We start from the raw sequence: 22490 nt of genomic DNA on the forward strand, positions 1-22490 counted from the left end.
CATTTATTTGCGCCGTCATTCCGGGGCGCGCGGAGCGCGAGCCCGGAATCCATATCCACCAGCCGGGGTTATGGATTCCGGGCCTGGCCCTTCGGGCCATCCCGGAATGACGAGTTGAGAGAGTTGCGCATTCATCGCAGCACGATCACATCCTGATCAGGCTTGTCCGCATAGAGCCGCTTCACCAGCGCCGCACGGCGCTCCAGGCCGGCGCGCTGGTTGATGTAGCCCTTGTCGGTGAGTTCATTGCCGTCGATGGAGGGCGGCTCGGCCATCAGCATTGCGCGCGCGATAGCGCGGCTGCTGGCGCCGCCACACTCCGTGTTGTGTGCTTCGAGGCCACGTCTGAAGCAGGCGATCACCTCGGGATGTTTCACCGCGTCCTCGAAGCTCAGCTCGAGATTGCCGACGAGCTGGCGACAGGCGTGCAGGTTCGGCCATGCCAGCAGACCGATCGAGCATTGATCCTGCCCGGCAACCAGCGCGTCATGCACAACGGGCGTCGCCGCGGCGATCGCGTCAGTGCGGAGCGATCCGACATGGACGAAGGTGCCGGTGGTGAGCTTGAAGTCCTCTACGACGCGGCCGGCGAAGATGATGCCCTTCACCGGATCGGCATCGTCGACGAAGATGCCGGCATCGCCGATGCAGTAAAAACCTTCCTCGTCGAACATCTTCTTCGTCAGGTCCGGCTGGCCGAAATAGCCGGGCGTGACGTTGACGCCGCGCAGGCGCAGCTCGTATTTTGAGCCGCACGGCACCATCTTCAATTCGACGCCGGGGAACGGCAGGCCGATCAGGCCGACGCGCTCGGTGTCCCAATAGGTGCCGGTCGAGGTCGGCGCCGTCTCGGTCGAGCCCCAGCCGGTGTAGAACACGATGCGCTCGCCGGTCGTCTTCACCGCGAGCGCCTGCATGCGCTCATAGAGATCGTCGGGCAGCCGCGCGCCGCCATAGGCCATGATCGACAGGTTCTTGAAGAACGAGCGGCACAGCGCATCGTCCTTCTCCATGGCCGCCGCGAGCGCGGCATAGCCGGCCGGCACGTTGGCGTAATAGGTCGGCGAGATCTCGCGCAGATTCCGCAGCGTCTCCTCGAACTGGCCCGGCATCGGCCGGCCGTCATCGATATAGAGCGTGCCACCGTCGACCAGCACCGGGTGAAACGCCGCATTGCCGCCCATGGTGTGGTTCCATGGCATCCAGTCCAGCATGGTCGAGATCGGACCGCCGGGATCGCGCGGCCGCACCTGCATCATCATCGCCGCATTGGCGCACATCATCTCTTGCGTGTTGATGACCGCCTTGGGCATGCCGGTCGAGCCGGAGGTGAACAACAGCTTGCCCACGGTCTGCGGCGTGATCTTCGCGATCGATGCTTCGACATCGGCGGTCACGGACGTTGCCGCGAGCTCGGCAAAGCTGACGCTCGTGATGCCGTCGCAGGGACGAGCGACGTGAACGACGGTGACGCCGGTGAGGTCGAGTGCGTTCAGCGCCTTCTCGAAGGTCGGGCCGTCCTGCACCATCACCACGGCCGGCTTGATCAGGTCGAACAGATACTTCAGCTTGACGTGGTCATGGCTCATCAGCGAGTAGGCCGGCGACACCGGCGCTGCTGGCAAGCGCGCCTGCATCGCGGCCTGCGTCATCAGCGCGTGCTCGATCGAATTGCCGGAGAGGATCGTGACCGGGCGTCCCTCGAGCCTGAGATTAAGCAGCGCCTGCGTCAGCGCATCCACGGTGCGCTTGGCCTCACCGTAGGAGACCTTGCGCCATTCGCGGTTCGCTCCGCCGCGCTGCGCGAGCCAGATGCGCTCAGGCGCTTGCCTGGCCCATTTCGCCAGCGAGGCCGGAAGATGCGTCTCGTAGGCTTGCAGCGGAATGCGCGACTTCAGCACCACCGTGCCGTCGTCGCGCCGCTCGACGTCGATGTCGCGCGCGAGCCACTCGACCTTGCGAAAGGCGGGCTTCGTCATCACGGCCGCCGCACTTCCACTCATTTTGCGTCTCCCGGAATTATCGTCCTTTGCGGATCGTTCTCGTTTCAGCGCCTGATATAGACAGGCTTTCGCTTCTCAAGGAAGGCCCTGATGCCTTCCGAAAATTCCTCGGAGCGACTGCACAGGACCTGGTTGCGGTCCTCTATCGCGATAACGGTTTCCAGCGATCCCGCATCGACGCTCATGTTGAGACATTCTTTTGACAGGCGCAGTCCCACGGGCGACGCCGTCATCATCGCATCGACATAGGGCGCAGCAGCAGCATCGAGCTTATCTTCATCGACGACCTCGGACACGAGCCCAACCGCGAGCGCGCGCTCGGCGCCGATGAAACGTCCGGTCAGGATCAATTCGGACGCCACAGAGACGCCGACGAGCCGCGGCAGAAAGTAGCTGGTGCCGATGTCGCAGCCGCCGAGGCCGAGCTTGATGAAGGCGCAGTTCATCCGCGCCGACTTCGTCGCGATGCGGATGTCGGAGGCAAGCGCCAGCGCGAACCCGCCGCCGGCCGCCGCGCCCTGTACCAGAGCGATGATCGGCTGCGGACAACGCCGCATCAGCATCACGATGTCGGCGATGCGGCGCTGCGAGTCGAGCGACTCGGTGACACCGGGCGGCTCCTGCTGCCCGGCGCGGCGGGCCATCGCCGCTTTGAGGTCGAGGCCGGCGCAAAAATTCTTGCCGGCGCCTTTCAGCACGACGACGCGCGTGTCGCGGTTGCGCTGGAGGCCCTGGAAATAGACGTTGAGCGCATCGATCAGCGCGGGATCGAGGGCATTGAGGTTTTCAGGACGATTGAGCGTCACCGTATCGACGCCGTCGTTGTGCTCGATCAGCAGCGGTTGGGACATGGTGCGCTCCTGCTTACCGGTCTTGGCGGTGCCGATTATTGTGCCCTCTCCCCTTGCGGGAGAGGGCATGTACATCGCTAGCCACATACTCGCCGGGGTGAGGGGTCTGTCTCCGCGGATAGAGACCCCTCATCCGGCGCTTCGCGCCACCTTCTCCCACGAGGGGAGAAGGAAGAGCGCATCTACTACCGCGGCGCCATACGGATGGCTCCGTCGAGACGGATGGTCTCGCCGTTGAGCATCGCGTTCTCGACGATATGCACCGCGAGCGAGCCGTATTCCTTGGCATCGCCGAGGCGCGAGGGATGCGGCACCTGGGCACCGAGGCTCTTGCGGGCTTCTTCATTCAGACCCATCAACAACGGCGTGAAGAACAGGCCGGGCGCAATGGTGTTGACGCGGATCTTCTGGCTGGCGAGGTCGCGCGCGGCCGGCAGCGTTAGGCCGACGACGCCGCCCTTCGAGGCCGAGTAGGCGATCTGGCCAATCTGGCCTTCATAGGCGGCCACCGAGGCAGTGTTGATAATGACGCCGCGCTCTTCTCCGACGGGCTCGATCGTGACGAGGCGCTCGGCGAACAGACGCAGGCAGTTGAAGGTGCCGATCAGATTGACGTTGATGATGCGCGCAAACTTTTCGAGCGGATAGATGCCGTCGCGGCCGACGATGCGCTGCGAGCCGCCGATGCCGGCGCAGTTCATCAGCACGCGCGCGACGCCGTGCGCGGCTTCCGCCTTCGCGATTGCTGCCTTGATCTGCTCCTCGCTGGTGACGTCGGCATGAAGCGCGACGCCCTTCACTTCGGTAGCGACCTTCTCTGCATTGTCCTTGTTCTGATCGATCACACCAATCTTGGCGCCCTTGGCGGCCATGGCGCGCGCGGTCGCTTCACCAAGACCCGAACCACCACCGGTGATGAGAACGGCTACGTCTTTCAATTCCATGACAGGCTACCTTTCCTTGGGCGTTTCTTCTCTAGACTTGTACGTCTCGGCCGGATTATCCGGCCGCGGCAGCTTCCTCGGCTTGCGTGAGGATGCCACCGCAAATCAGCGTTTCCATGTGCTTGATGTATTGCCGGCATACGTCATCGGTGACCGGACCGACGCCGGTCGCGCGAGACATCGCGTGCCGGCCAAAGAACAGGTGATCGCAGGCGCCGATCAGGCTGGTGTAGAACAGCACCGGATCGGTGGCACGGAACTCGCCGCGGCTGACGCCCTCAGTGAGCAGGCGGCGATGGAAATCCAGCAGCGGCGCGACGAAGAACTTTGAGACTTCGTCGGCAGAGCCGGCATTGGTCTCATGCAGCAGATAGTGAATCAGCCGATTCATGTAGGGGAACCGGTAATAGGCGCGGATGATGCCGGCGATGTGCAGCTTCAGCTTCGCCGTCGATGTGATCGGTTGCGCCAGCAGATATTCGAGATTTGACATCTCGGTCGCGGCATCGCGCGCGAGCAGCGCCAGCAAGAGGCCGTCCTTGTTGCCGAAATGATATTTGACCAGCGCGGCATTGGCGCCCGACTTCTGGGCGATGTCGGACAGCGAGATCTCGATCGACGAGCGTTCGATCATCAGCTCGCTCGCGGCCACGAGCAATTTCTCTGCCGTGGAATTCTTTCCGCTGGGGAGCCTGTTCGGTACGCTGGTAGTCACGGAGTTCCCTGTTCTCGCCGCTTGAAGCGGCCGCAGATAAGCCGAAGCAGCGCCTCATCACAAGAGTTAATTGATCGATTGACTAAACGATATCGCGCCCATTAAATCCGCCGCGACAATCCAAACTCGATAGAGAACAATCCAGGGAGAGACCGACATGGCCGAGGCTTACATCGTCGCCGCTGCGCGTACCGCGGGCGGGCGCAAGGGGGGCCGCCTCGCCGGCTGGCATCCGGCCGATCTCGCCGCGAAGGTGCTGGACGAACTGGTCGATCGCACCAAGGTCGATCCCGCCCTGGTCGAGGACGTGATCATGGGCTGCGTGATGCAGGTCGGCGAGCAGTCCAACAACGTCGCGCGCAACGCGATCATGGCCTCGAAGCTGCCGGAGAGCGTTCCGGGCACCTCGATCGACCGGCAGTGCGGCTCCTCGCAGCAGGCGCTGCACTTCGCCGCGCAAGCCGTGATGTCCGGCACGATGGACGTGGTGATCGCCGCCGGCGTGGAATCGATGACGCGCGTGCCGATGGGCCTGTCCTCGCAGCTTCCGGCCAAGAACGGCTTTGGCAATTACAAGAGCCCGGGCATCGAGCACAAATATCCGAACATCGTGTTCAGCCAGTTCACCGGCGCGGAGATGATGGCCGAGAAGTACGGCCTGTCGAAGAATGATCTCGACGAATACTCCTACAACAGCCATCAGCGCGCGATCGCAGCGACGCAAGCCGGCCACTTCAAGAAGGAGATCGTGCCGCTCGAGATCACCCGCGCCGACGGCAGCAAGGACACCCATCACATCGACGAAGGCATCCGCTTCGACGCCACGCTCGACGGCATCAAGGGCGTCAAGCTGATTGCCGAGAACGGCAAGCTGACGGCGGCGAGCGCCAGCCAGATCTGCGACGGCGCCTCCGGTGTCATGGTGGTGAACGAGCGCGGCCTCAAGCAGCTCGGCCTCACGCCGCTGGCGCGCATCCATCACATGACCATGACCGGCGGCGATCCCGTCATCATGCTCGATGCTCCGCTGCACGCCACCAAGCGCGCGCTGGAGAAGGCCGGCATGACGATCGACGACATCGACCTGTTCGAGGTCAACGAGGCCTTCGCCTCGGTGCCGACCGGCTGGCTCAAGACCACCGGCGCCGATCCAGCCCGCCTCAACGTCAATGGCGGCGCCATCGCGCTCGGTCATCCGCTCGGCGGCTCCGGCACCAAGTTGATGACCACACTGGTCCACGCCCTGCACCAGCGCGGCAAGCGCTATGGTCTTCAGACCATGTGCGAAGGCGGCGGCATGGCGAATGTAACGATCGTGGAGCGGCTGTAAGCTGCTGCTGCCACACTAACGGTGTCGTCCCGGCGAAAGCCGGGACCCATACCGCGAAATCTATCGATTGTGGTTGGTCGCAGTACCGAACGACAATCCTCTGCCAAACGACGCCCTGTGGTTATGGGTCCCGGCTTTCGCCGGGACGACATCTCGTGTGCCTTGGGACCTACGCTTATGACCCATCCGTCCGTCTACGCCAAAACCACGCCCGACAAGATCGCCTACCAGATGGCCGGGACCGGCAAGGCGATCACCTATCGCGAGCTCGACGAGCTCTCGAACCAGGGCGCAAACCTGTTCCGCTCGCTCGGCCTGAAGGCCGGCGACCACATCGCGCTCTTGATGGAAAACCGTCTCGCGTTCATGGAGATCTGCTGGGCCGCGCAACGCAGCGGGCTCTATTACACCGCCATCAGCCGCTATCTGAAGCAGGACGAGATCGACTACATCATCGGCGATTGCGGCGCCAAGGTCGTGATCACCACGCCGAAATGCGCCGACCAGATCAGGGCCCTGATCAAGGGGACCGCAGGCGAGCCGATCTTCTACATGGTCGACGAACCCCAGCCCGGCTTCCGCTCCTACGACAAGGAAGCGTCGGCACAGCCGACAACGCCGATTGCGGACGAGGTCGCCGGCTACGACATGCTGTATTCGTCCGGCACCACCGGCCGACCGAAGGGCATCAAGAGGGCCTTCGAAGGCAACAAGATCGACGTGCCGAACGCCTTCCTGCGCGTCCTCTGCGCCGACATGTGCGGCATGAATGCGGAGAGCACCTATCTCTCGCCGGCGCCGCTCTATCACGCGGCTCCGCTGCGCTTCAACATGATGGCGATCGTGCTGGGCGGCACCTCCATCATCATGGAGCATTTTGACGCCGAGGATTTTCTCAAGCTCGTCGAGAAGTACAAGGTCACGCAGTCACAGCTTGTACCGACCATGTTCGTGCGCATGCTGAAGCTGCCGGACGAGGTTCGCGGCAAGTACAACGTCTCCACGCTGAAGGGCGCGATCCACGCCGCTGCCCCCTGCCCTGTCGACGTCAAGGCAAAAATGATCGAATGGTGGGGACCGATCCTGATCGAGTATTACGCCGGCTCGGAAGGCAACGGCGTCACCGTCTGCAATTCGCAGCAATGGCTGGAGCATCGCGGCAGCGTCGGCCGCGCCGTGGTCGGCAAGATCAAGATCCTGGACGAGAACGACGAGGAGCAGCCGGTGGGCGAGATCGGCACGGTCTATTTCGCCGATGCGCCTGTTTTCACCTATCACAACGATCCAGAGAAAACGAAGAAGGCCTACAACGCCAAGGGTTGGTCGACGCTTGGCGACGTCGGCTACCTCGACAAGGACGGTTTTCTGTTCCTCACCGACCGCAAGTCCTACATGATCATCTCCGGCGGGGTGAACATCTACCCGCAGGAGACCGAGGACGTGCTCATCACTCACCCTGATATCGCCGACGTCGCCGTGTTCGGCGTGCCGAACGAGGAGATGGGCGAAGAGGTGAAGGCGGTGGTGCAGCCACACGACATGAGCCGCGCCGGCAAGGCGCTCGAAGCCGACCTGATCGCCTACTGCAAGACACGTCTCTCGGCGATCAAATGCCCGCGCTCGATCGATTTCGAAGCCGAGCTGCCGCGCACGCCGACGGGCAAGCTGGTGAAGCGGCATCTGCGCGACCGGTATTGGCCGAAGACGACGGCAAAGATTTAGCCACTTGCTTACCCTCCCCTGGAGGGGGAGGGTCGGCGCGAAGCGACGGGGTGGGGTGATCTCTCCACTCGGGCACTGTTCCACTCGGAGAGACTGTCACCCCGCCCCGCTGCGCATTCCGCTTCGCTGCATGCGCATCGACCCTCCCCCTCCAGGGGAGGGTGAAGCGGAGATTAATCAAACAAACTCGGCGTGTGGTTCACCAGCGCGCCTTCGATCTCGAGCATCTTCAGCTTCGTCACCACGCCGCCATTGGCCGAGAAGCCGCCGGGCTTGTTGCCGGCGGCCAGCACGCGATGGCAGGGCACGACGATCGGGCACGGGTTGCGGCCGAGCGCCTGACCGACATCGCGCGACAGCTGGACGCCGCCGAGCTGCTTGGCGATGTCGCCATAGGTGATGGTCTTGCCGGGCGGGATGGCGCGGGCGATCTCGTAGACGCCGCGGTTGAAGTCGGGCACGCCGTCGAGATCGAGCGGGATGTCGGTGAGATCGTCCGGCTCGCCCGCGAGCAATTTTGTGATGCGGTCGATCGCCTCTCGCACCTCGGCGGTCGGCTCGGCCTCGGTGGCGTCGGCATGGCGCTGGCTGATGCGGGTGCGGATCTTCTCCTCGCCGCCCATGGGCAGTTGCGTGCCGTTGATACCACGCGGGCCCCAGGCGATGGCACAGAGGCCGATCCTGGTGTCGAACAGGGCAAAATGCTGGTCGGTCATGGCTTGGTTCCTGGCTTGCGCCCTCGTCGCATGCCCCCATTGTGATCCATGCCTAAATCTAGGCTTGGAAATAGTTGCGATCCACCCGGTTTCCGGGAATCTTGCACAGGAGTTCCTGCCCCCTCCCGCGAGCCCCGAATGCAAAGCCTCCACGTCAACGGATACGACATGCCCTATCTCGACGTGGGCGAAGACAGGAGCCGGCCGCCGCTGGTCTGTGTACATGGCTCGCTCAATGACTTCCGCGTCTGGGGCTGCGTGCTCGGACCGCTGACGCAGCGGCATCGGGTGATCGCCGTCAGCTTGCGGCACTTCTTCCCGGACCGCTGGGATGGCGTCGGCGACACCTATTCGATCGCCCAGCATGTCCAGGACGTCATCGCCTTCATCGAGAAGCTCGACGTCGGCCCGGTCGATCTGATGGGCCATTCCCGCGGCGGGCACATCTGCTTCCGCGTGGCACAGGCGCGCCCCGACCTGTTGCGGCGGCTGATCCTGGCCGAACCCGGCGGCGAGCTCGATGCGAGCCTCGATCCCGATTACGTCGGCGGCCCCTCGCCGCTGTTGGCGCGGTTCACGGCCTCGGCCGAGAAGATCGCGGCCGGCGATGTCGACGGCGGCCTTGCCGTCTTCGTGGACACGCTGGAGGGCGCCGGCACCTGGCCGCGGCTGCCGGCGATGGTGAAGCAGAATCTGCGCGACAACGCCTATACCCTGATCGGGCAGGTCCGCGACAACCGTCCGCCCTTCTCGAAGGCGGATGCGGAATCGATCAGGATGCCGACGCTGTTCATCCTGGGTGCGCGGACCAAAGGCCTGCTGCCAAAGGTGCTGCATGCGCTGGCCGCGCACGTACCCTATTCCAAGACGGCGATCATCCCGAACGCGACCCATCCGATGTTCGAGCAGGCGCCGCAAAAATACTCCGAACTGGTTCTGGATTTCCTGGCGAGCTGATCATGCAGAGCTTTCGCGTCAACGGTTACGACATGGCCTATCTCGAAGTCGGGGACGGCCCGCCGCTGGTCTGCGTCCATGGCACGCTAGGTGATTTCCGCACCTGGTATTCAGTGCTCGGCCCACTGTCGAAGTCCCATCGCGTGATCTCGGTCAGCCTGCGGCATTTCTTTCCCGAGCATTGGGACGCCATCGGCGACGATTACAAGATGGCGCAGCACGTCGCGGACACGATCGCCTTCATCGAGCAGGTCAAACCCGGGCCGGTCGACCTGATGGGGCATTCGCGCGGCGGCCACATCGCGTTTCGCGTCGCGCAAGCGCGGCCTGACCTGCTGCGCAAGCTGGTGCTGGCCGAGCCGGGCGGCGATCTCGACGCCAGCCTGTCGGTGCCCGAAGGCACGCCCGCGCATCCGCCGCTCGCTGCGAAGACGATACGCTCGGTCGAGATGATCCGCGCCGGCGATCTCGACGGCGCGCTGCAGAATTTCTACGAGGGCATCGAAGGCGACGGCTCGTGGCGGCGCGTGCCGGCGGCGGCGAAGCAACAGCTGCGCGACAACACGCTCACCTTCCTCGGCCAGATCAACGAGCAGCGCCGGCCCTACACGCTCGCTGATGCGCAGGCGATCAGGACGCCGACGCTGCTGATCGGCGGCGGTGCAACCACCGGCAGCCTCTCGGTGATGTGGCGCGTGCTGGCCGAGCACATCGCGGGCAGCAAGACCGCGGTGATCCCCAATGCCGGCCACTGGATGTTCGAGCAGGCGCCGCTTGAGTTCGGCGAGGTGGTGAACAGGTTTTTGGCGGAGTAGCTTTCTTTTTTCCTTCTCCCCTCTTGTCCGCCGAAGCCTTCAGGCGAAGGCGGATGTGGGAGAGATCACATCTGCAAATGAGTCTGCGGAGAAATACCCCTCACCCAAGTGAGTTCGTGTCTCCCAGCGGCGCTGCCCTCTCCCGCAAGGGGAGAGGGCACAGAAACTCACACCTTCCAAACGCCGACCGGCATCTTGATCGTCGCATTCAGCCGGTTCCAGACGTTGATGGTCGCGATCGAGAGGATCAGGGTTGCGAGCTCGCGCTCGTCAAAATGCTTGGAGGCCTCGTTCCAGATCGCATCCGGCACCGGGTCCTCGCGATCGGCAAGGCGCGTGACGGCTTCGGTCAGCGCCAGCGCGGCGCGTTCGGCGTCGCTGAAATAGGGCGCATCGCGCCAGGCCGAGACGGCGAACAGGCGCTCGTCGGTTTCACCCAGCTTGCGGGCGATCTTCGGATGCATGTCGACGCAGACGCTGCAGCCGTTGATCTGGCTGGCGCGCAGGTGCACCAGTTCCAGGAGCTTTTCCGGCAGCCCCTGCTTGGTCAAATTGCCGAGGGATTGAAGGTGGTTCATGGCTTCAGGCAGGACCATGACGGGGTGGTTCATGCGCGCGTGCATCATCTTGCGTCTCCGTTAGAGAATTTGGACGGTTCCGGTCACATCGGCCGGATTGGCTTCGTCATGGGCATGACGGATTGCGATGAGGGAATGTGACCGATGACCCAGAAAAACTTCGAAGAAAATTTTCTCAGCCGCCAATTCGAGGCCAGCAGGGACCATCTGCGCGCGGTCGCCTACCGGATGCTGGGTTCCAGTGCCGAGGTCGACGATGCCGTGCAGGAGGCCTGGCTGCGGGTCAGCCGCTACGACACGTCCGATGTCGCGAACCTGCGCGGCTGGCTGACCACCGTGGTCGCGCGCATCTGCCTCGACATGCTGCGCGCGCGCAAATCGCGCCGCGAGGACCCGATGGGCCCGCACGTGCCCGAGCCGGTCGACGAGACGCGGGAGCGCGAGGCGGAGATGGCCGATTCCGTCGGCGCGGCCCTCCTCGTCGTGCTCGAGACATTGCAGCCGGCAGAGCGGCTCGCCTTCGTGCTGCACGACATGTTCGCAGTCCCGTTCGAGGAGATCGCGCCGATCGTGGGACGCTCGGTCGACGCCTCGCGGCAGTTGGCGAGCCGCGCGCGACGGCGCGTCCAGGGGGCGCCGGTGCCCGAGGCGGACATCTCGCACCAGCGCGCGATCGTCGATGCCTTCCTCAGGGCTTCGCGCGAGGGCAATTTCGAGGGCCTGCTGGCCCTGCTCGATCCCGACGTCGTGTTCCGTGCCGACCAGGCTGCGGTGCGGCTCGGCACGCTGCCGGAGATCCGCGGCGCGGATGCGGTCGCACAGCTCTACAAGGGCCGTGCGCAGGCTGCACGGACGGCGCTGGTCGATGGCGAGATCGGCGTCGCCGTCATCTTCGGCGGACGTCTGCGCATCGCGCTGCGCGTGACGTTCAACGGCGACCGGATCGCGGGGATCGAGGCGGTGGCCGATGCGGACCAGATCGCGACGATGGAGGTGGAGGTGCTGGAGCGCTAGCGGGACGTGGCATCCGGACGGCCCGGATGTTACGCTGAAGTCCAATCGCGCGGTGCCAGCGCTCAAGACGCGAAAGGACGATTTCCATGACAGCCCGCTTCATTCCCCTGCTCGCCTTGTCCCTGCTCGGCCTCGCCGCCGGCAGCACCACCGCGCTTGCGGCCGCCGACGAAAAGCTGAAGGCCGCGGCCGAGCAGGAGAAGGCGCCGCTGATCGAGACCCTGCACGACATGGTGATGATCGAAAGCGGCAGCGGCGATGCCGAGGGCCTGAAGAAGATGGCCGAATTCACCGAAGCGCGCCTGAAGGCGCTGGGCGCCACCATCGAGCGGCGCAAGACCACCGCGGGTACGGGCGCCGACATGGTGATCGCCACCTTCCAGGGCACCGGGTCGCGAAAGCTGATGTTGATCGCGCATATGGACACGGTCTATCAGCGCGGCATTCTCGCAAGCGAGCCGTACCGTGTCGACGGTAACCGCATCTACGGCCCCGGCATCGCCGACGACAAGGGCGGCATCGCCGTGGTCCTGCATGCGCTCAAGATCCTGAAGGACGCCGGCTGGCAGGACTACGCCAGGCTCACCGTGTCCTTCAATCCGGATGAAGAGGTCGGCTCGATCGGGTCGGGCGAGATCATCGCCGAGTTCGCCGACCAGCACGACGTCGTGCTCTCCTGCGAACCCACGGTCGCCGCGCCGATCGCCAAGAATGACGGGCTGCTGCTGGGCGCGAGCGGCACTGCCACGGCGAAAATGGAGGTGAAGGGCCGCGCCTCGCATGCCGGCGCCGCGCCCGATCTCGGCCGTAACGCGCTGATCGAGCTCGCGCACCAATTGCAGCAGACAAAGGACGTCGCCAAGTCGATCCCGGGCACGCAGCTCAACTGGACCACGGCGCAGGCCGGCACGGTGCGCAACCAGATTCCGGAAAAGGCCGAGGCCGGCGCCGATATCCGCCTGACCATCCCCGATGGCATCGCCAAATTGCAGGCGGCGCTCGACGCGAAGGTGAAGGACAAGTTCGTGCCCGACACCGAAACCACGGTGACGATCATTGCGGGCCGCCCGCCCTTCGTCGCCAGCGATCGCGGCCGCGCGCTCGCGCAGGAGGGGCAGGCGATCTATGCCGAGATCGACCGCAAGCTCGACATCGCCGAGATGACCGGCGGCGCCACCGATGCCGGTTATGCCAACCGCAGCGGCAAGGCGGTCGTGGTCGAGAGCTTTGGCCTCGCCGGCTTCGGCTATCACGCCCGGGACGAGTTCATCGACACCAACTCGATCGTGCCGCGGCTCTATCTGGTGAGCCGGATACTGATCGAGCAGGGCAAGAAGAAGTAGGCGCCGGGGCCGGCCAAGCCATTTCGGCGAAAACAACCCCATGCACAGTAGACGGCCCTAGCGATATCAATGGCTTAGCTAGGCCAAAACGGCGGCTTGAGGACCGCCTTGACGCCCTCCCCCTCCTGCGATACCTTCGAATACGGAATTCCGTATTCCCTTTTGTGTCTCGGAGCTGCCGGCGTGATCCCTCTCGACCCGCTCCCGAACCTGATCGACCAGGTCTATGCGCGGATCCTGGAGGCGATCTCCGACCGCACGCTTCAACCCGGCCAGCGCATCCGGCAGAACGAACTCGCCGACAAGCTCGGCGTGTCGCGCCAGCCGGTGTCGCATGCGCTGCATCTGCTGCACCGGCAGGGTCTCGTCGCCGAGAGCGGCCGTCGCGGTTTTGAAGTCACCCAGCTCGACCCCTCGCGCATCCGCCAGCTCTACGAGGTGCGAGGCGCCATCGACGCGCTGGCCGCGCGGCTCGCCGCTCAGCGCGCCGCAAGCGACGCGGCGGGACGCGCGCGGTTGGACGCAGCCCTCGCCGCCGGACGCCGCATCGACCGCAAGACTTCGCTCGCCGAGCTGATCGTGCTCGACGTCGATTTTCACCGCGCGATCTATCAGCTCGCGGGCAATCCCGTGATCGAGGAGACGATCGCGCCGCAATGGCCGCATATGCGCCGCTCGATGGCGACGGTGCTCTCCGAGCTCGATTATCGCGGCAGCGCGTGGGCCGAGCATGCGACGATTGCCGGACACATTCTCGCAGGCGATGCGAAAGCCGCCGAGCGCGCAGCGCTGGCCCATGCGCAGACGGCGGGACGGATGACCGAGGAGAAATTGAGGGCGACGGACGAGGCGGCGGCGTAGCGACTATCGCGCCCCCCGTCATGCCCGGGCTTGTCCCGGGCATCCACGTTCTTCTCGCGAACGTGGAGCAAAGACGTGGATGGCCGGGTCAAGCCCGGCCATGACGAGAGAAAACAACAAATCAAAACAGGAGGACGACCCATGAAACTGTCTCAGGAGCAATTGGAGTTCTTCCACCACGAGGGCTGGCTGTTCCTCCCCGAATTGTTCAGCCAGGAGGAAGTCGACTTCCTCGCGCGCGAGGCGATCGGCATCTATGACGCGAATCGGCCCGAGGTCTGGCGCGAGAAGAGCGGCGCGCCGCGCACGGCGTTTGCCGCGCATCTCTACAACGAGGCATTCCGCATCTTGGGTGCGCATCCGCGCATGATCGACCCGGTCGAGCAATTGTTCGGCGAGCCGGTCTACATGCACCAGTTCAAGATCAACGCGAAATCGGCCTTCACCGGCGACGTCTGGCAGTGGCACCAGGATTACGGCACTTGGAAGCGCGACGACGGCATGCCGGAGCCGCGCGCGATGAACATCGCGATCTTCCTCGACGAGGTGATGCCGATCAACGGCCCCCTGATGCTGGTGCCGCAGAGCCAGAATGCCGGCGATCTCCAGGCCTCGCATGACCTTGCGACGACCTCCTATCCACTGTGGACGCTCGACGAAGAGACCGTGACGCGCCTCGTCAAGCAGGGCGGCATCGTCGCGCCCACAGGCAAGCCGGGCGGCATGCTGATGTTCCACGGCAATCTCGTGCATGGCTCGGCCGGCAACATCACGCCCTACCCGCGCAAGATCGTGTACCTGACGCTGAACGCGGTCTCGAACTACATCCGCACCCCGACGCGGCCTGAGTACATCGCGCATCGCGATTTTGCGCCGATCAAGACGGTGGACGATGATGCGCTGGTGCGGCTCGCACGTGCGCCGCGACAGGCGGCGGAGTAAGTTCTCACTGTCATTCCGGGGCGCGCCTTCTTGGGCGCGAGCCCGGAATCCATACTCCCGATCGTGGTTATGGATTCCGGGCTCGACGCTGCGCGTCGCCCCGGAATGACGAGCTTTGATTGTTGCGCTCAGGACATCCCCCATGAACCTCTTCCGCCTCCTCCAGGCCCGCGCGTCCGCTGGCAAGCCTGTCCGTGTCGCGCTGATCGGTGCCGGCAAGTTCGGCTCGATGTTTCTGGCGCAGGTGCCGCACACGCCGGGGCTGGAGGTGCCCATCATCGTCGATATCGATCGCGACCGTGCGCGCGAAGCCTGCCGCACCGTGGGCTGGAGCGCCGAGCGGATCGCGGCCACCGTCTTCACCGATGATGGCGCACGCGCCATTGCGGGCGGCGCGATGGATGTCGTCGTTGAAGCGACCGGCAATCCGGCCGTCGGCATCAAGCACGCGCGCGCTGCGATCGCGGCGGGCAAGCATATCGTGATGGTCAATGTCGAGGCCGACGTGCTGGCGGGCCCGCTGCTCGCCGAGGAAGCACGGAAGGCGGGCGTGGTCTATTCGCTCGCTTATGGCGACCAGCCGGCGCTGACCGCCGAGATGGTCGACTGGGTGCGCGCCACCGGTTTTCGCGTGGTCGCAGCCGGCAAAGGGACAAAATATCTGCCAGCCTATCACGACGTGACACCTGACGGCGTCTGGCAGCACTATGGTCTCACCGCGGGCGAGGCACAGTCGGCCGGCATGAATCCGCAGATGTTCAACTCCTTCCTCGACGGCACCAAATCCGCGATCGAGATGGCCGCGATCGCCAATGCCTGCGGGCTCGACGTGCCCGCGAGCGGCTTGCTGTTTCCGCCCTGCGGCGTCGACGATTTGCCACACGTCATGCGTCCCAGCGACAAGGGCGGCGTGTTGGAACGGTCGGGCGTGGTGGAGGTGGTGTCGTCACTCGAGCGCGACGGCCGGCCGGTGTTTCGCGATTTGCGGTGGGGCGTCTATGTCGTGCTGGAGGCGCCGAACGACTATGCCGCCGACTGCTTCAGGCAATACGGCCTGAAGACCGACGGCAGCGGACGCTTCGCGGCGATGTACAAGCCGTACCATCTGATCGGGCTCGAGCTGAACATCTCGATCCTGTCGGCGGCGCTGCGGGGCGAGCCGACCGGCCAGCCCTATGGCTTCCGCGGCGACGTTGCCGCCGTGGCCAAGCGCAATCTGCGCGCCGGCGAGATGCTGGACGGCGAAGGCGGCTACACCGTGTGGGGCAAGCTGGTGCCGGCGGCCGCGAGCCTGAAGGCAGGCGCCCTGCCGATCGGTCTCGCACATCGCCTGAAGCTGAAGCACGACGTCGCCCATGGCGAGATCGTGCGCTGGAGCGACGTCGAGTTCGACGCTAACAACGAGACGATCAAGACGCGAAAGGTAATGGAGACGGCATTCGCGAAATAGCGGCTAGAACTGCCCCGGTTGAGCGGGTGGACTGGGCCAATCCGATCGCAAATTGTTCGGATTATTCCTTGCGAACAAGTCCTGCCTTATAACGCCGCTCGGGCCCGCATCAATTGATGGTGGCATTCCGCGAACATCACGGGTTGGCGCGACTATGACGCCGGTCCGAACGCCACAATTGGCGGGATAGCCAACGTGTCGGCAGTAAGTTGCAGCACTCGCGCCTGCATTGCTTCCAATTGAGAAGCCAATAATTAGCGACGCTGACAAGGCAATTGATCGCTTCATTCTTGCCTCCTGTAGCTGATCCACGGGAGAGAATTATAGATGAAGTGTAGCTATGCCAAAGCGGTGAATGTTGAACCGTGAGTTCGGCTTCTCGATCAAAAGCCGGCATCGGCCGCAGCCCGCGCCATGTCCAACCATATGCGGACTCATGATCGCAGCAGGTTGCGTCCTCTTCGACCACGATGGCCTTGGCTTCGGCCTCCTCGAAATTCTTGCGCTGGTCACAGCGATTGATAGCCCCGAGAAGCCAATGGCCGGGCCGAGCAGTGTCAGGATGGTCGCGAAGGATGACACCGGGATGCTCGTTCTGTTCGTGCTCGCCCAACGTGTCACGTCGATTTGATGTTTTGCGCGCAAAAAAAACGGGTACTGACACACGTGGCATCTTGCACCACGGTCCAACCGTAAGGAGCAATCCATGATAAATCTGAAAATTCTTGGTGCGGTCGTTGTTGTGGCATCTGCCCTGTCCAGCTCTGCTGTACAGGCGCAGTGGTACAACTCCAATCCGGACGCATGCCAAGCTGAATTCGCCAGCTGCACGGGTCTTGGAACGGGGACCACCCCCGACTATCGGGTTCGGCCATCAACTCGGCGAACGGCATATCGCCAGCCGGCAGCGGCGGACGCGACTGTCGGCAACTGGGGCAATTCCTACGCCATGTCGCCCGGCATGTCGTACGGCGAGATGGGCTGGCAGGGCAGCTGGAGTACGTATGCTGCCCGTAACGGCATCGTCTGCCGGCCCGGCACCTATTTCAAGGGTAGCGACGGCCTCCAGCATCTCTGCCAGTAGGTCATCTGCTCTGACGTTAAACAGCTCAGGCGGCCCCAAAGGGGCCGCCTGTTTCGTGCCGGAGTTGTGGCTCTCGCCGAGAATTAGCATCCAGATCGCGCGGTGGGTGCACGACTGGGTGTACGAACGACCCCGATCTCCGGATCGAGGTCGCGTACCGTCACCAGTGCTTCGAGCGGGCGGCGGGCCTTCGTGGTAGCGATCTCTATGGAAGCAGCCGTTCTTCCCTGGCTTGCTTGAACCACTTCCGGAACATGTCCTCGGTGTCCATCATCTCGGTGAAGCCGGCGCGGTTGATCTTCACGGTCGAGACGATCGAGGGCGGACCGGACTCGGTCTGGCCGTAGCGCATGCTGTAATCGGCGTATTGGAACGACAGGCCGACGAAGTCGGCGAGGTCCGGCGACACAAGGTCATGCTTGCGTCGCAACGCGTCCCAAGAAGAGACCCAATTGGGAAACTCCTTGGCGAGCGATAGCGGGATCGGCTTGCCGGGCTTCATCTCCAGCGCGTCGGCCACCGCGGGCCAGATGTTTTCCCAGGTGAAGACATCGCCATTGGTGACGTTGAAGGCTTCGTTCTGTGCCGCCTTGGCCTCGCCCGACCAGGCGATCGCGCGCGCGAGGAGATCGACGTCGACGGCCTGCGCCACCCGCGCGGCGCCGCCGGGAAAGTCGAGCGGCCTGCCCTGCTCGCGCAGCATCGCGGCATAGACGCCGAGTGGCGGGATCAGATCCATGGCGCCGCCCATGGCGAGGCCGACGATCAGAACGGGGCGCAAGATACTCCAGTGCCAGGCTTTCCCGGCCTGGAGCTCGCGCAGGAAATTTTCCTGCGCCCAATAAAAGTTGGGCTGCTCGTACATCTCGGAGCGGCCTTCGCGCGCCGGCACCGTCAAGGGGCGGACGTGAACGCCATAGGCTTTGGTGCCTTGCAGCAAGGCGACATGCTTGAGGTCTGGCGCCATCGGCTCGAGCGCGGCCATCAAATTGCGCAACATCAGATCATTGGTCTTGATCTGCTGCGGATCGCGCCAACCATCGACGAGCTGTGGCGCCTCGTAGAGCGCGGCGTAGATCAAATGGGTGGCGCCCTGAAGCTCGGCCGCGGCACGGCGGCAATCGGCTTCGCTGGTAAGGTCGATCGGGACGTGGCGGGCGCCGTAGAGGTGGCGCGGCTTGCGTCGCGACAGCGCCACAACTTCTGAAGGCTCGGATGTGCCGAAGTGTCGCAACGCGGCGTTGCCGACGAGACCGGTTGCCCCAGCGACCACGACCTTTTTGCCCGTCATGCGCGAGCCTCCCTTGTTATTGCCTAATCGCGTAGCAGATCGCTGATGGTTCCGACTTGCGTCTGGCCCGCGTTCGCACTTGCGAGGAAGGCATCAGGCTTGATTATCGCAGGGCGTCCGGTCATCCTTGCTGACGGAACCGCAACGCTCGGCTTCCAGCAACAAGAGCCCATCAGGGCCATTCGGAAACGCTCAAACAAATCTCAACAAGAGAACGTCGATCCTCGACGAAGACAAGACGACAGCAAGATCGTTCCCTGGTCGATGCATCGACGCAATGGAAGGGATGCGCATGAAACGTCGTGATTTTCTGAAGGTGACAGGCGTCGGCCTGGCCGCGAGCACAGCAGTGGCTGCGCCCGCGATCGCGCAGTCGTCGCCCGAGGTCAGGTGGCGCTACGCCACGAGCTGGCCGAAAGCCCTCGATACGCTCTATGGCGGCTGCGAATATTTCTGCAAGCAGGTCGCCGACATTACCGACAACAAATTCCAGATCCAGCCTTTTGCGGCGGGCGAGATCGTCCCGGGCCTGCAGGTGCTCGACGCCGTGTCGAACGGCACGGTCGAGATCGGCAATACCGCGCTTTATTACTATTGGGGCAAGAACCCCGCATTCACGTTCGCAACTGCCCTCCCGTTCGGCTTGAACACGCGCCAGCAGATTTCCTGGCTGCTGTGGGGCGGCGGACAGGATCTCGTCAACGACCTCCTGAAAGAGCACAACGTCTACGGCATCCCGACCGGATCGACCGGCGCGCAGATGGGCGGCTGGTTCAGGAAGGAGATCAAGACGGTCGACGACCTCAAGGGCCTGAAGATGCGCATCGGCGGCTTCGCCGGCACGATCCTCGCCAAGCTCGGCTGCGTGCCGCAGCAGCTCGCCGGCGGCGACATCTATCCGGCGCTGGAGAAGGGCACCATCGACGCGGCCGAGTGGGTCGGTCCCTATGACGACGAGAAGCTCGGCTTCGCCAAGGTCGCGAAGTACTACTACTATCCCGGCTGGTGGGAAGGCACGAGCCAGGGCCACAACATCATGAACATCGAGAAGTGGAACGCGCTGCCCAAGCACTATCAGGCGGCGATCGACGCGGCGTCACGCGACACCTTCACCTGGATCACCGGCAAGTACGATGCGGTGAATGCTCCGGCGCTGAAGCGGCTGATCGTGAACGGCGCGATCCTCAGGGGCTTCCCGCAGGAAGTGCTCGAGGCGTGCTACAACACCGCCAACGAAATCTATGCGGACCTGTCCAAGACCAATCCGCATTTCGGCAAGATGCATGCGAGCATGACCGCGTTCAAGAATGACTCGTTGCCTTGGACGCAGGTGGCCGAGCTGAGCTACGACAGCTTCATGGCGCGGATGCGGACCAAGACGTGAGGCGCTGAGCGGCTCACACGACTAAAGACGGAGAAGCCCCGGAGATGCTGCCATCTCCGGGGTTTTACGTGCTTTGGTTCTGGTTTCGGACCAAACCTGGTTGTCCCCATCGGCTTCGCAACTGCGAGCGTTCCGACGACGCTTGATTATCGCAAGGCGACCGGTCATCCTGATGGCCGGAACCGCAACGTACGGGATCCACAAAGAGCCCTGAAGGGCCGTCGGACACACTCACACCTTCACCAAAGACAAGTTCGGTTCTCGGCGAAGCAAAAGACGACACGAAGATCGTTCCCTTAGTCGAGCAATCGGCACAACGGAGGGATACGCATGAAACGTCGTGAATTTCTGAAAGTGACAGGCGCTGGCCTGGCGGCAAGCACAGCGGTTGCTGCGCCGGCCATCGCGCAATCTTCGCCGGAAGTGAGATGGCGGCTCGCCGCGAGCTGGCCCAAGGCGCTCGATACGCTCTACGGCGGCTGCGAATATTTCTGCAAGCGCGTGGCCGAGGCCACCGACAACAAATTCCAGATCCAGCCGTTCGCGTCCGGCGAGATCGTGCCGGGCCTGCAGGTGCTCGATGCGGTCTCGAACGGCACGGTCGAGATGGGCAACACGGCGCTGTATTATTACTGGGGCAAGAACCCCGCCTTCACGTTCGGCACCTCGCTGCCGTTCGGACTGAACACGCGGGCGCATATTTCCTGGCTGCTGTTCGGCGGCGGCACGGAAATGCTCAACGACCTGCTGAAGGAATACAACACGGTCGGCATTCCCACCGGCTCGACCGGCGCCCAGATGGGCGGCTGGTTCCGGAAGGAGATCAAGTCGATGGAGGATTTCAGGGGACTGAAATTCCGCGTCGGCGGCTTCGCCGGCACGATCATCGCCAAGGTCGGCGGCGTGCCGCAGCAGATCGCGGGCGGCGACATCTATCCGGCGCTGGAGAAGGGCACGATCGACGCCGCCGAATGGGTCGGGCCCTATGACGACGAGAAGCTCGGCTTCGTGAAGGTCGCGAAATACTACTACTATCCGGGCTGGTGGGAAGGCACCGGCCAGGGCCACAACGTCATAAATCGCGACAAGTGGAACGCGCTGCCGAAGCACTATCAGGCCGTGGTCGAGATGGCCTCACGCGATACCTTCACCTGGGTCACCGGCAAATACGACTACGTCAACCCGTCTGCGTTGAAGCGCCTGCTGGTGGCCGGTGCGGTCCTGAAGCCGTTCCCGCAGGAAGTCCTGGAGGCCTGCTACAACGCCGCCAACGAGATCTACGCCGATCTCAGCAAGACCAATCCGCACTTCAACAAGATGTACACCAGCCTGTCGGCATTCAGGAACGAGTCGCTCGCCTGGATGCAGGTCGCCGAGCTCAGCTACGACAGCTTCATGATGCGGATGCGGACACGGACGTGAGGCGTTAAGCGAAACGCAGCGCCACAAACGACGAAAGCCCCGGAGATGTCTCCGGGGCTTTTTGTTTCGGGAGAGCCCGAACCACACCAAAGGTGTCATCGCCCGGCTTGACCGTGCGATCCAGTACTCCAGAGGCCCATATTGGAGAACACGCTCTCACCACCTCCGCCGCGGCGTACTGTCATGCCCCGGCCAAGCCGGGGCATGACAGCTGTGAGTGTGGCGGGCGCTTGCCGTAATAGCGCTCAGTTCTGATCGTCGCCCAGCGCGGCAACCAGCTTGTCGTAGTACTTGCCGACGAGATCGATGTTGGCCTTGTTCTCGACCTGCGGCGCCGGCGTCTTCAGCGCTTCGTTGAGTTCGTCGAGCGCTTCCTTCTTGTCCTTGGCCGGCATCTTCTTGTCGGCCTGGACCTGCGCGATCTGCGCCTTGATGACGGCTTCGGTGCCGACATATTTCTTGGTCGCGGGATCGAAGCCGCCGAGCACGAGGCTGATGTTGTCGACGACGTTGTTGTAATCGTCATAGCCCGCAAAGCCGTTCTTCTTGGCGACGCCGTCGAGCTGGCCGATCACCTTCTGGTCGGGTGCGGTGTTCTCGGGCAGCTTTTCCGTGATCGCATCCATGTCCTTCTGCGCGGCGAGCACACCGTCGAGCTGCTTGTCGGTCAGCGCGATCTGCTTGAGGCTAGGCGCCTGCGCCGGCGCGGCCTGCGGAACCGGCGCGGCCTGCTTGGCTTGCGCGAACGCGGTACCGGAGGAGGCAAGCGATGCGGCGGACAGAAGGCACGCGACGCCGAACGCGGTGAGGGCGGGACGAAGCAATGCTGGCATGGGAGTCTCCTCCTGAAGGGGATGGTTGGTGTTGTCAGCGGAAGGTCTTGGCGATCGAGGGTCTCGACGACGGAAAAACTAGGGAGCCTGGAATGAACTGCTCATGAACTCCGCTTGCGTCTGCTAAGGGCCGATCATGGCTGAATGATCACAACCCTGTGGTGGCTCCTGCGATCACCAAACATTGTTCTGCATGCAATCCATCTCGCTTGCCGACCTGTCGAGGCGCCTGCCA

The 22490-nt window shown here is 63.7% G+C and carries 21 protein-coding genes; 13 read left to right on the forward strand and 8 right to left on the reverse strand.

Annotation, left to right across the window (positions count from 1 at the left end; all coding sequences use genetic code 11):
• Nucleotides 1-131 precede the first annotated feature (131 nt).
• The 4 genes from AB7531_RS39080 to AB7531_RS39095 all read right to left on the reverse strand — a co-directional run bounded on the left by AB7531_RS39080 (nt 132) and on the right by AB7531_RS39095 (nt 4432).
• A complete protein-coding gene (locus tag AB7531_RS39080) occupies nt 132-2003 on the reverse strand; it encodes an AMP-binding protein (protein ID WP_063985751.1) in 1872 nt (623 codons plus the stop codon).
• A 44-nt stretch (nt 2004-2047) separates the two neighbouring features.
• The gene (locus tag AB7531_RS39085; RefSeq protein WP_063985752.1) at nt 2048-2854 is read right to left on the reverse strand and encodes an enoyl-CoA hydratase/isomerase family protein; all 807 of its coding nucleotides are present in this window, start codon (nt 2852-2854) and stop codon (nt 2048-2050) included.
• A gap of 185 nt (nt 2855-3039) precedes the next feature.
• Nucleotides 3040-3798, reverse strand: coding sequence for an SDR family NAD(P)-dependent oxidoreductase (locus AB7531_RS39090; RefSeq protein ID WP_063985753.1), 759 nt, complete (start codon nt 3796-3798; stop codon nt 3040-3042).
• Nucleotides 3799-3853: 55 nt separating this feature from the next.
• Nucleotides 3854-4432: a TetR family transcriptional regulator gene (locus tag AB7531_RS39095; protein ID WP_231143663.1), complete on the reverse strand. Its 579-nt coding sequence runs from the start codon at nt 4430-4432 to the stop codon at nt 3854-3856.
• Between the two features lie 238 nt (nt 4433-4670).
• Between AB7531_RS39095 and AB7531_RS39100 the strand changes: the two genes are divergently transcribed.
• Both AB7531_RS39100 and AB7531_RS39105 read left to right on the forward strand, forming a co-directional pair.
• Nucleotides 4671-5843 (forward strand): acetyl-CoA C-acetyltransferase, encoded by a 1173-nt coding sequence (locus AB7531_RS39100; RefSeq protein ID WP_063985755.1) that lies wholly within the window; start codon nt 4671-4673, stop codon nt 5841-5843.
• 177 nt (nt 5844-6020) lie between these two features.
• Complete coding sequence (locus AB7531_RS39105) at nt 6021-7565, forward strand: acyl-CoA synthetase (protein WP_063985756.1); 1545 nt, start codon at nt 6021-6023, stop codon at nt 7563-7565.
• A 173-nt stretch (nt 7566-7738) separates the two neighbouring features.
• Here the strand turns inward: AB7531_RS39105 and AB7531_RS39110 are convergent, their stop codons facing one another.
• Nucleotides 7739-8281, reverse strand: coding sequence for a methylated-DNA--[protein]-cysteine S-methyltransferase (locus AB7531_RS39110; RefSeq protein WP_063985757.1), 543 nt, complete (start codon nt 8279-8281; stop codon nt 7739-7741).
• Between the two features lie 138 nt (nt 8282-8419).
• Here AB7531_RS39110 and AB7531_RS39115 point away from each other — a divergent pair, with 138 nt between their 5' ends.
• Together AB7531_RS39115 and AB7531_RS39120 are read left to right on the forward strand one after the other, a co-directional pair.
• Entirely contained in the window at nt 8420-9238 is an 819-nt protein-coding gene (locus AB7531_RS39115) for an alpha/beta fold hydrolase (RefSeq protein WP_063985758.1), read from the forward strand.
• A gap of 2 nt (nt 9239-9240) precedes the next feature.
• Nucleotides 9241-10053, forward strand: coding sequence for an alpha/beta fold hydrolase (locus AB7531_RS39120; protein ID WP_063985759.1), 813 nt, complete (start codon nt 9241-9243; stop codon nt 10051-10053).
• A 167-nt stretch (nt 10054-10220) separates the two neighbouring features.
• Here AB7531_RS39120 and AB7531_RS39125 read toward each other — a convergent pair whose 3' ends face one another.
• Nucleotides 10221-10676: a carboxymuconolactone decarboxylase family protein gene (locus AB7531_RS39125; protein ID WP_063986725.1), complete on the reverse strand. Its 456-nt coding sequence runs from the start codon at nt 10674-10676 to the stop codon at nt 10221-10223.
• Nucleotides 10677-10775: 99 nt separating this feature from the next.
• Here AB7531_RS39125 and AB7531_RS39130 point away from each other — a divergent pair, with 99 nt between their 5' ends.
• The 7 genes from AB7531_RS39130 to AB7531_RS39160 all read left to right on the forward strand — a co-directional run bounded on the left by AB7531_RS39130 (nt 10776) and on the right by AB7531_RS39160 (nt 17325).
• Entirely contained in the window at nt 10776-11645 is an 870-nt protein-coding gene (locus tag AB7531_RS39130; protein ID WP_063985760.1) for a sigma-70 family RNA polymerase sigma factor, read from the forward strand.
• Nucleotides 11646-11731: 86 nt separating this feature from the next.
• On the forward strand, nt 11732-12988 hold the full coding sequence (locus AB7531_RS39135) for a M20/M25/M40 family metallo-hydrolase (protein ID WP_063985761.1): 1257 nt from the start codon (nt 11732-11734) through the stop codon (nt 12986-12988).
• Nucleotides 12989-13171: 183 nt separating this feature from the next.
• Nucleotides 13172-13849, forward strand: a complete 678-nt coding sequence (locus AB7531_RS39140; protein ID WP_063985762.1) for a GntR family transcriptional regulator — start codon at nt 13172-13174, stop codon at nt 13847-13849.
• A gap of 141 nt (nt 13850-13990) precedes the next feature.
• Nucleotides 13991-14791 carry a phytanoyl-CoA dioxygenase family protein gene (locus tag AB7531_RS39145; RefSeq protein ID WP_063985763.1) on the forward strand — a complete coding sequence of 267 codons (801 nt, stop codon included), beginning with the start codon at nt 13991-13993 and terminating at the stop codon, nt 14789-14791.
• A gap of 142 nt (nt 14792-14933) precedes the next feature.
• Nucleotides 14934-16241 (forward strand): NAD(P)H-dependent oxidoreductase, encoded by a 1308-nt coding sequence (locus AB7531_RS39150; protein ID WP_063985764.1) that lies wholly within the window; start codon nt 14934-14936, stop codon nt 16239-16241.
• Nucleotides 16242-16596: 355 nt separating this feature from the next.
• Nucleotides 16597-16872: a hypothetical protein gene (locus tag AB7531_RS39155; protein WP_231143664.1), complete on the forward strand. Its 276-nt coding sequence runs from the start codon at nt 16597-16599 to the stop codon at nt 16870-16872.
• Between the two features lie 75 nt (nt 16873-16947).
• On the forward strand, nt 16948-17325 hold the full coding sequence (locus AB7531_RS39160; protein ID WP_063985765.1) for a hypothetical protein: 378 nt from the start codon (nt 16948-16950) through the stop codon (nt 17323-17325).
• 205 nt (nt 17326-17530) lie between these two features.
• Here the strand turns inward: AB7531_RS39160 and AB7531_RS39165 are convergent, their stop codons facing one another.
• Nucleotides 17531-18616, reverse strand: a complete 1086-nt coding sequence (locus AB7531_RS39165) for an SDR family oxidoreductase (RefSeq protein WP_063985766.1) — start codon at nt 18614-18616, stop codon at nt 17531-17533.
• Nucleotides 18617-18908: 292 nt separating this feature from the next.
• On the opposite strand from AB7531_RS39165, the gene AB7531_RS39170 reads away from it, so the two are divergent.
• Both AB7531_RS39170 and AB7531_RS39175 read left to right on the forward strand, forming a co-directional pair.
• Nucleotides 18909-20000, forward strand: a complete 1092-nt coding sequence (locus AB7531_RS39170) for a TRAP transporter substrate-binding protein (protein ID WP_063986726.1) — start codon at nt 18909-18911, stop codon at nt 19998-20000.
• Nucleotides 20001-20330: 330 nt separating this feature from the next.
• On the forward strand, nt 20331-21422 hold the full coding sequence (locus AB7531_RS39175; protein WP_063985767.1) for a TRAP transporter substrate-binding protein: 1092 nt from the start codon (nt 20331-20333) through the stop codon (nt 21420-21422).
• A 245-nt stretch (nt 21423-21667) separates the two neighbouring features.
• Here the strand turns inward: AB7531_RS39175 and AB7531_RS39180 are convergent, their stop codons facing one another.
• Nucleotides 21668-22255 (reverse strand): hypothetical protein, encoded by a 588-nt coding sequence (locus AB7531_RS39180; protein ID WP_063985768.1) that lies wholly within the window; start codon nt 22253-22255, stop codon nt 21668-21670.
• Nucleotides 22256-22490: the final 235 nt, after the last annotated feature.

The sequence above is a fragment of the Bradyrhizobium sp. 63_E2_N1_3 genome (assembly GCF_052076005.1).
Lineage (GTDB): Bacteria > Pseudomonadota > Alphaproteobacteria > Rhizobiales > Xanthobacteraceae > Bradyrhizobium > Bradyrhizobium barranii.

Bases quoted from the DNA above. Each gene is read 5' to 3' on its own strand.
- AB7531_RS39135 (WP_063985761.1), top strand. From the start codon at position 11,732: ATGACAGCCCGCTTCATTCCCCTGCTCGCCTTGTCCCTGCTCGGCCTC.
- AB7531_RS39105 (WP_063985756.1), top strand. From the start codon at position 6,021: ATGACCCATCCGTCCGTCTACGCCAAAACCACGCCCGACAAGATCGCC.
- AB7531_RS39150 (WP_063985764.1), top strand. From the start codon at position 14,934: ATGAACCTCTTCCGCCTCCTCCAGGCCCGCGCGTCCGCTGGCAAGCCT.
- AB7531_RS39170 (WP_063986726.1), top strand. From the start codon at position 18,909: ATGAAACGTCGTGATTTTCTGAAGGTGACAGGCGTCGGCCTGGCCGCG.
- AB7531_RS39115 (WP_063985758.1), top strand. From the start codon at position 8,420: ATGCAAAGCCTCCACGTCAACGGATACGACATGCCCTATCTCGACGTG.
- AB7531_RS39160 (WP_063985765.1), top strand. From the start codon at position 16,948: ATGATAAATCTGAAAATTCTTGGTGCGGTCGTTGTTGTGGCATCTGCC.
- AB7531_RS39100 (WP_063985755.1), top strand. From the start codon at position 4,671: ATGGCCGAGGCTTACATCGTCGCCGCTGCGCGTACCGCGGGCGGGCGC.
- AB7531_RS39110 (WP_063985757.1), bottom strand. From the start codon at position 8,281: ATGACCGACCAGCATTTTGCCCTGTTCGACACCAGGATCGGCCTCTGT.
- AB7531_RS39130 (WP_063985760.1), top strand. From the start codon at position 10,776: ATGACCCAGAAAAACTTCGAAGAAAATTTTCTCAGCCGCCAATTCGAG.
- AB7531_RS39080 (WP_063985751.1), bottom strand. From the start codon at position 2,003: ATGAGTGGAAGTGCGGCGGCCGTGATGACGAAGCCCGCCTTTCGCAAG.
- AB7531_RS39155 (WP_231143664.1), top strand. From the start codon at position 16,597: ATGTTGAACCGTGAGTTCGGCTTCTCGATCAAAAGCCGGCATCGGCCG.
- AB7531_RS39145 (WP_063985763.1), top strand. From the start codon at position 13,991: ATGAAACTGTCTCAGGAGCAATTGGAGTTCTTCCACCACGAGGGCTGG.
- AB7531_RS39095 (WP_231143663.1), bottom strand. From the start codon at position 4,432: ATGATCGAACGCTCGTCGATCGAGATCTCGCTGTCCGACATCGCCCAG.
- AB7531_RS39180 (WP_063985768.1), bottom strand. From the start codon at position 22,255: ATGCCAGCATTGCTTCGTCCCGCCCTCACCGCGTTCGGCGTCGCGTGC.
- AB7531_RS39165 (WP_063985766.1), bottom strand. From the start codon at position 18,616: ATGACGGGCAAAAAGGTCGTGGTCGCTGGGGCAACCGGTCTCGTCGGC.
- AB7531_RS39175 (WP_063985767.1), top strand. From the start codon at position 20,331: ATGAAACGTCGTGAATTTCTGAAAGTGACAGGCGCTGGCCTGGCGGCA.
- AB7531_RS39085 (WP_063985752.1), bottom strand. From the start codon at position 2,854: ATGTCCCAACCGCTGCTGATCGAGCACAACGACGGCGTCGATACGGTG.
- AB7531_RS39090 (WP_063985753.1), bottom strand. From the start codon at position 3,798: ATGGAATTGAAAGACGTAGCCGTTCTCATCACCGGTGGTGGTTCGGGT.
- AB7531_RS39125 (WP_063986725.1), bottom strand. From the start codon at position 10,676: ATGCACGCGCGCATGAACCACCCCGTCATGGTCCTGCCTGAAGCCATG.
- AB7531_RS39120 (WP_063985759.1), top strand. From the start codon at position 9,241: ATGCAGAGCTTTCGCGTCAACGGTTACGACATGGCCTATCTCGAAGTC.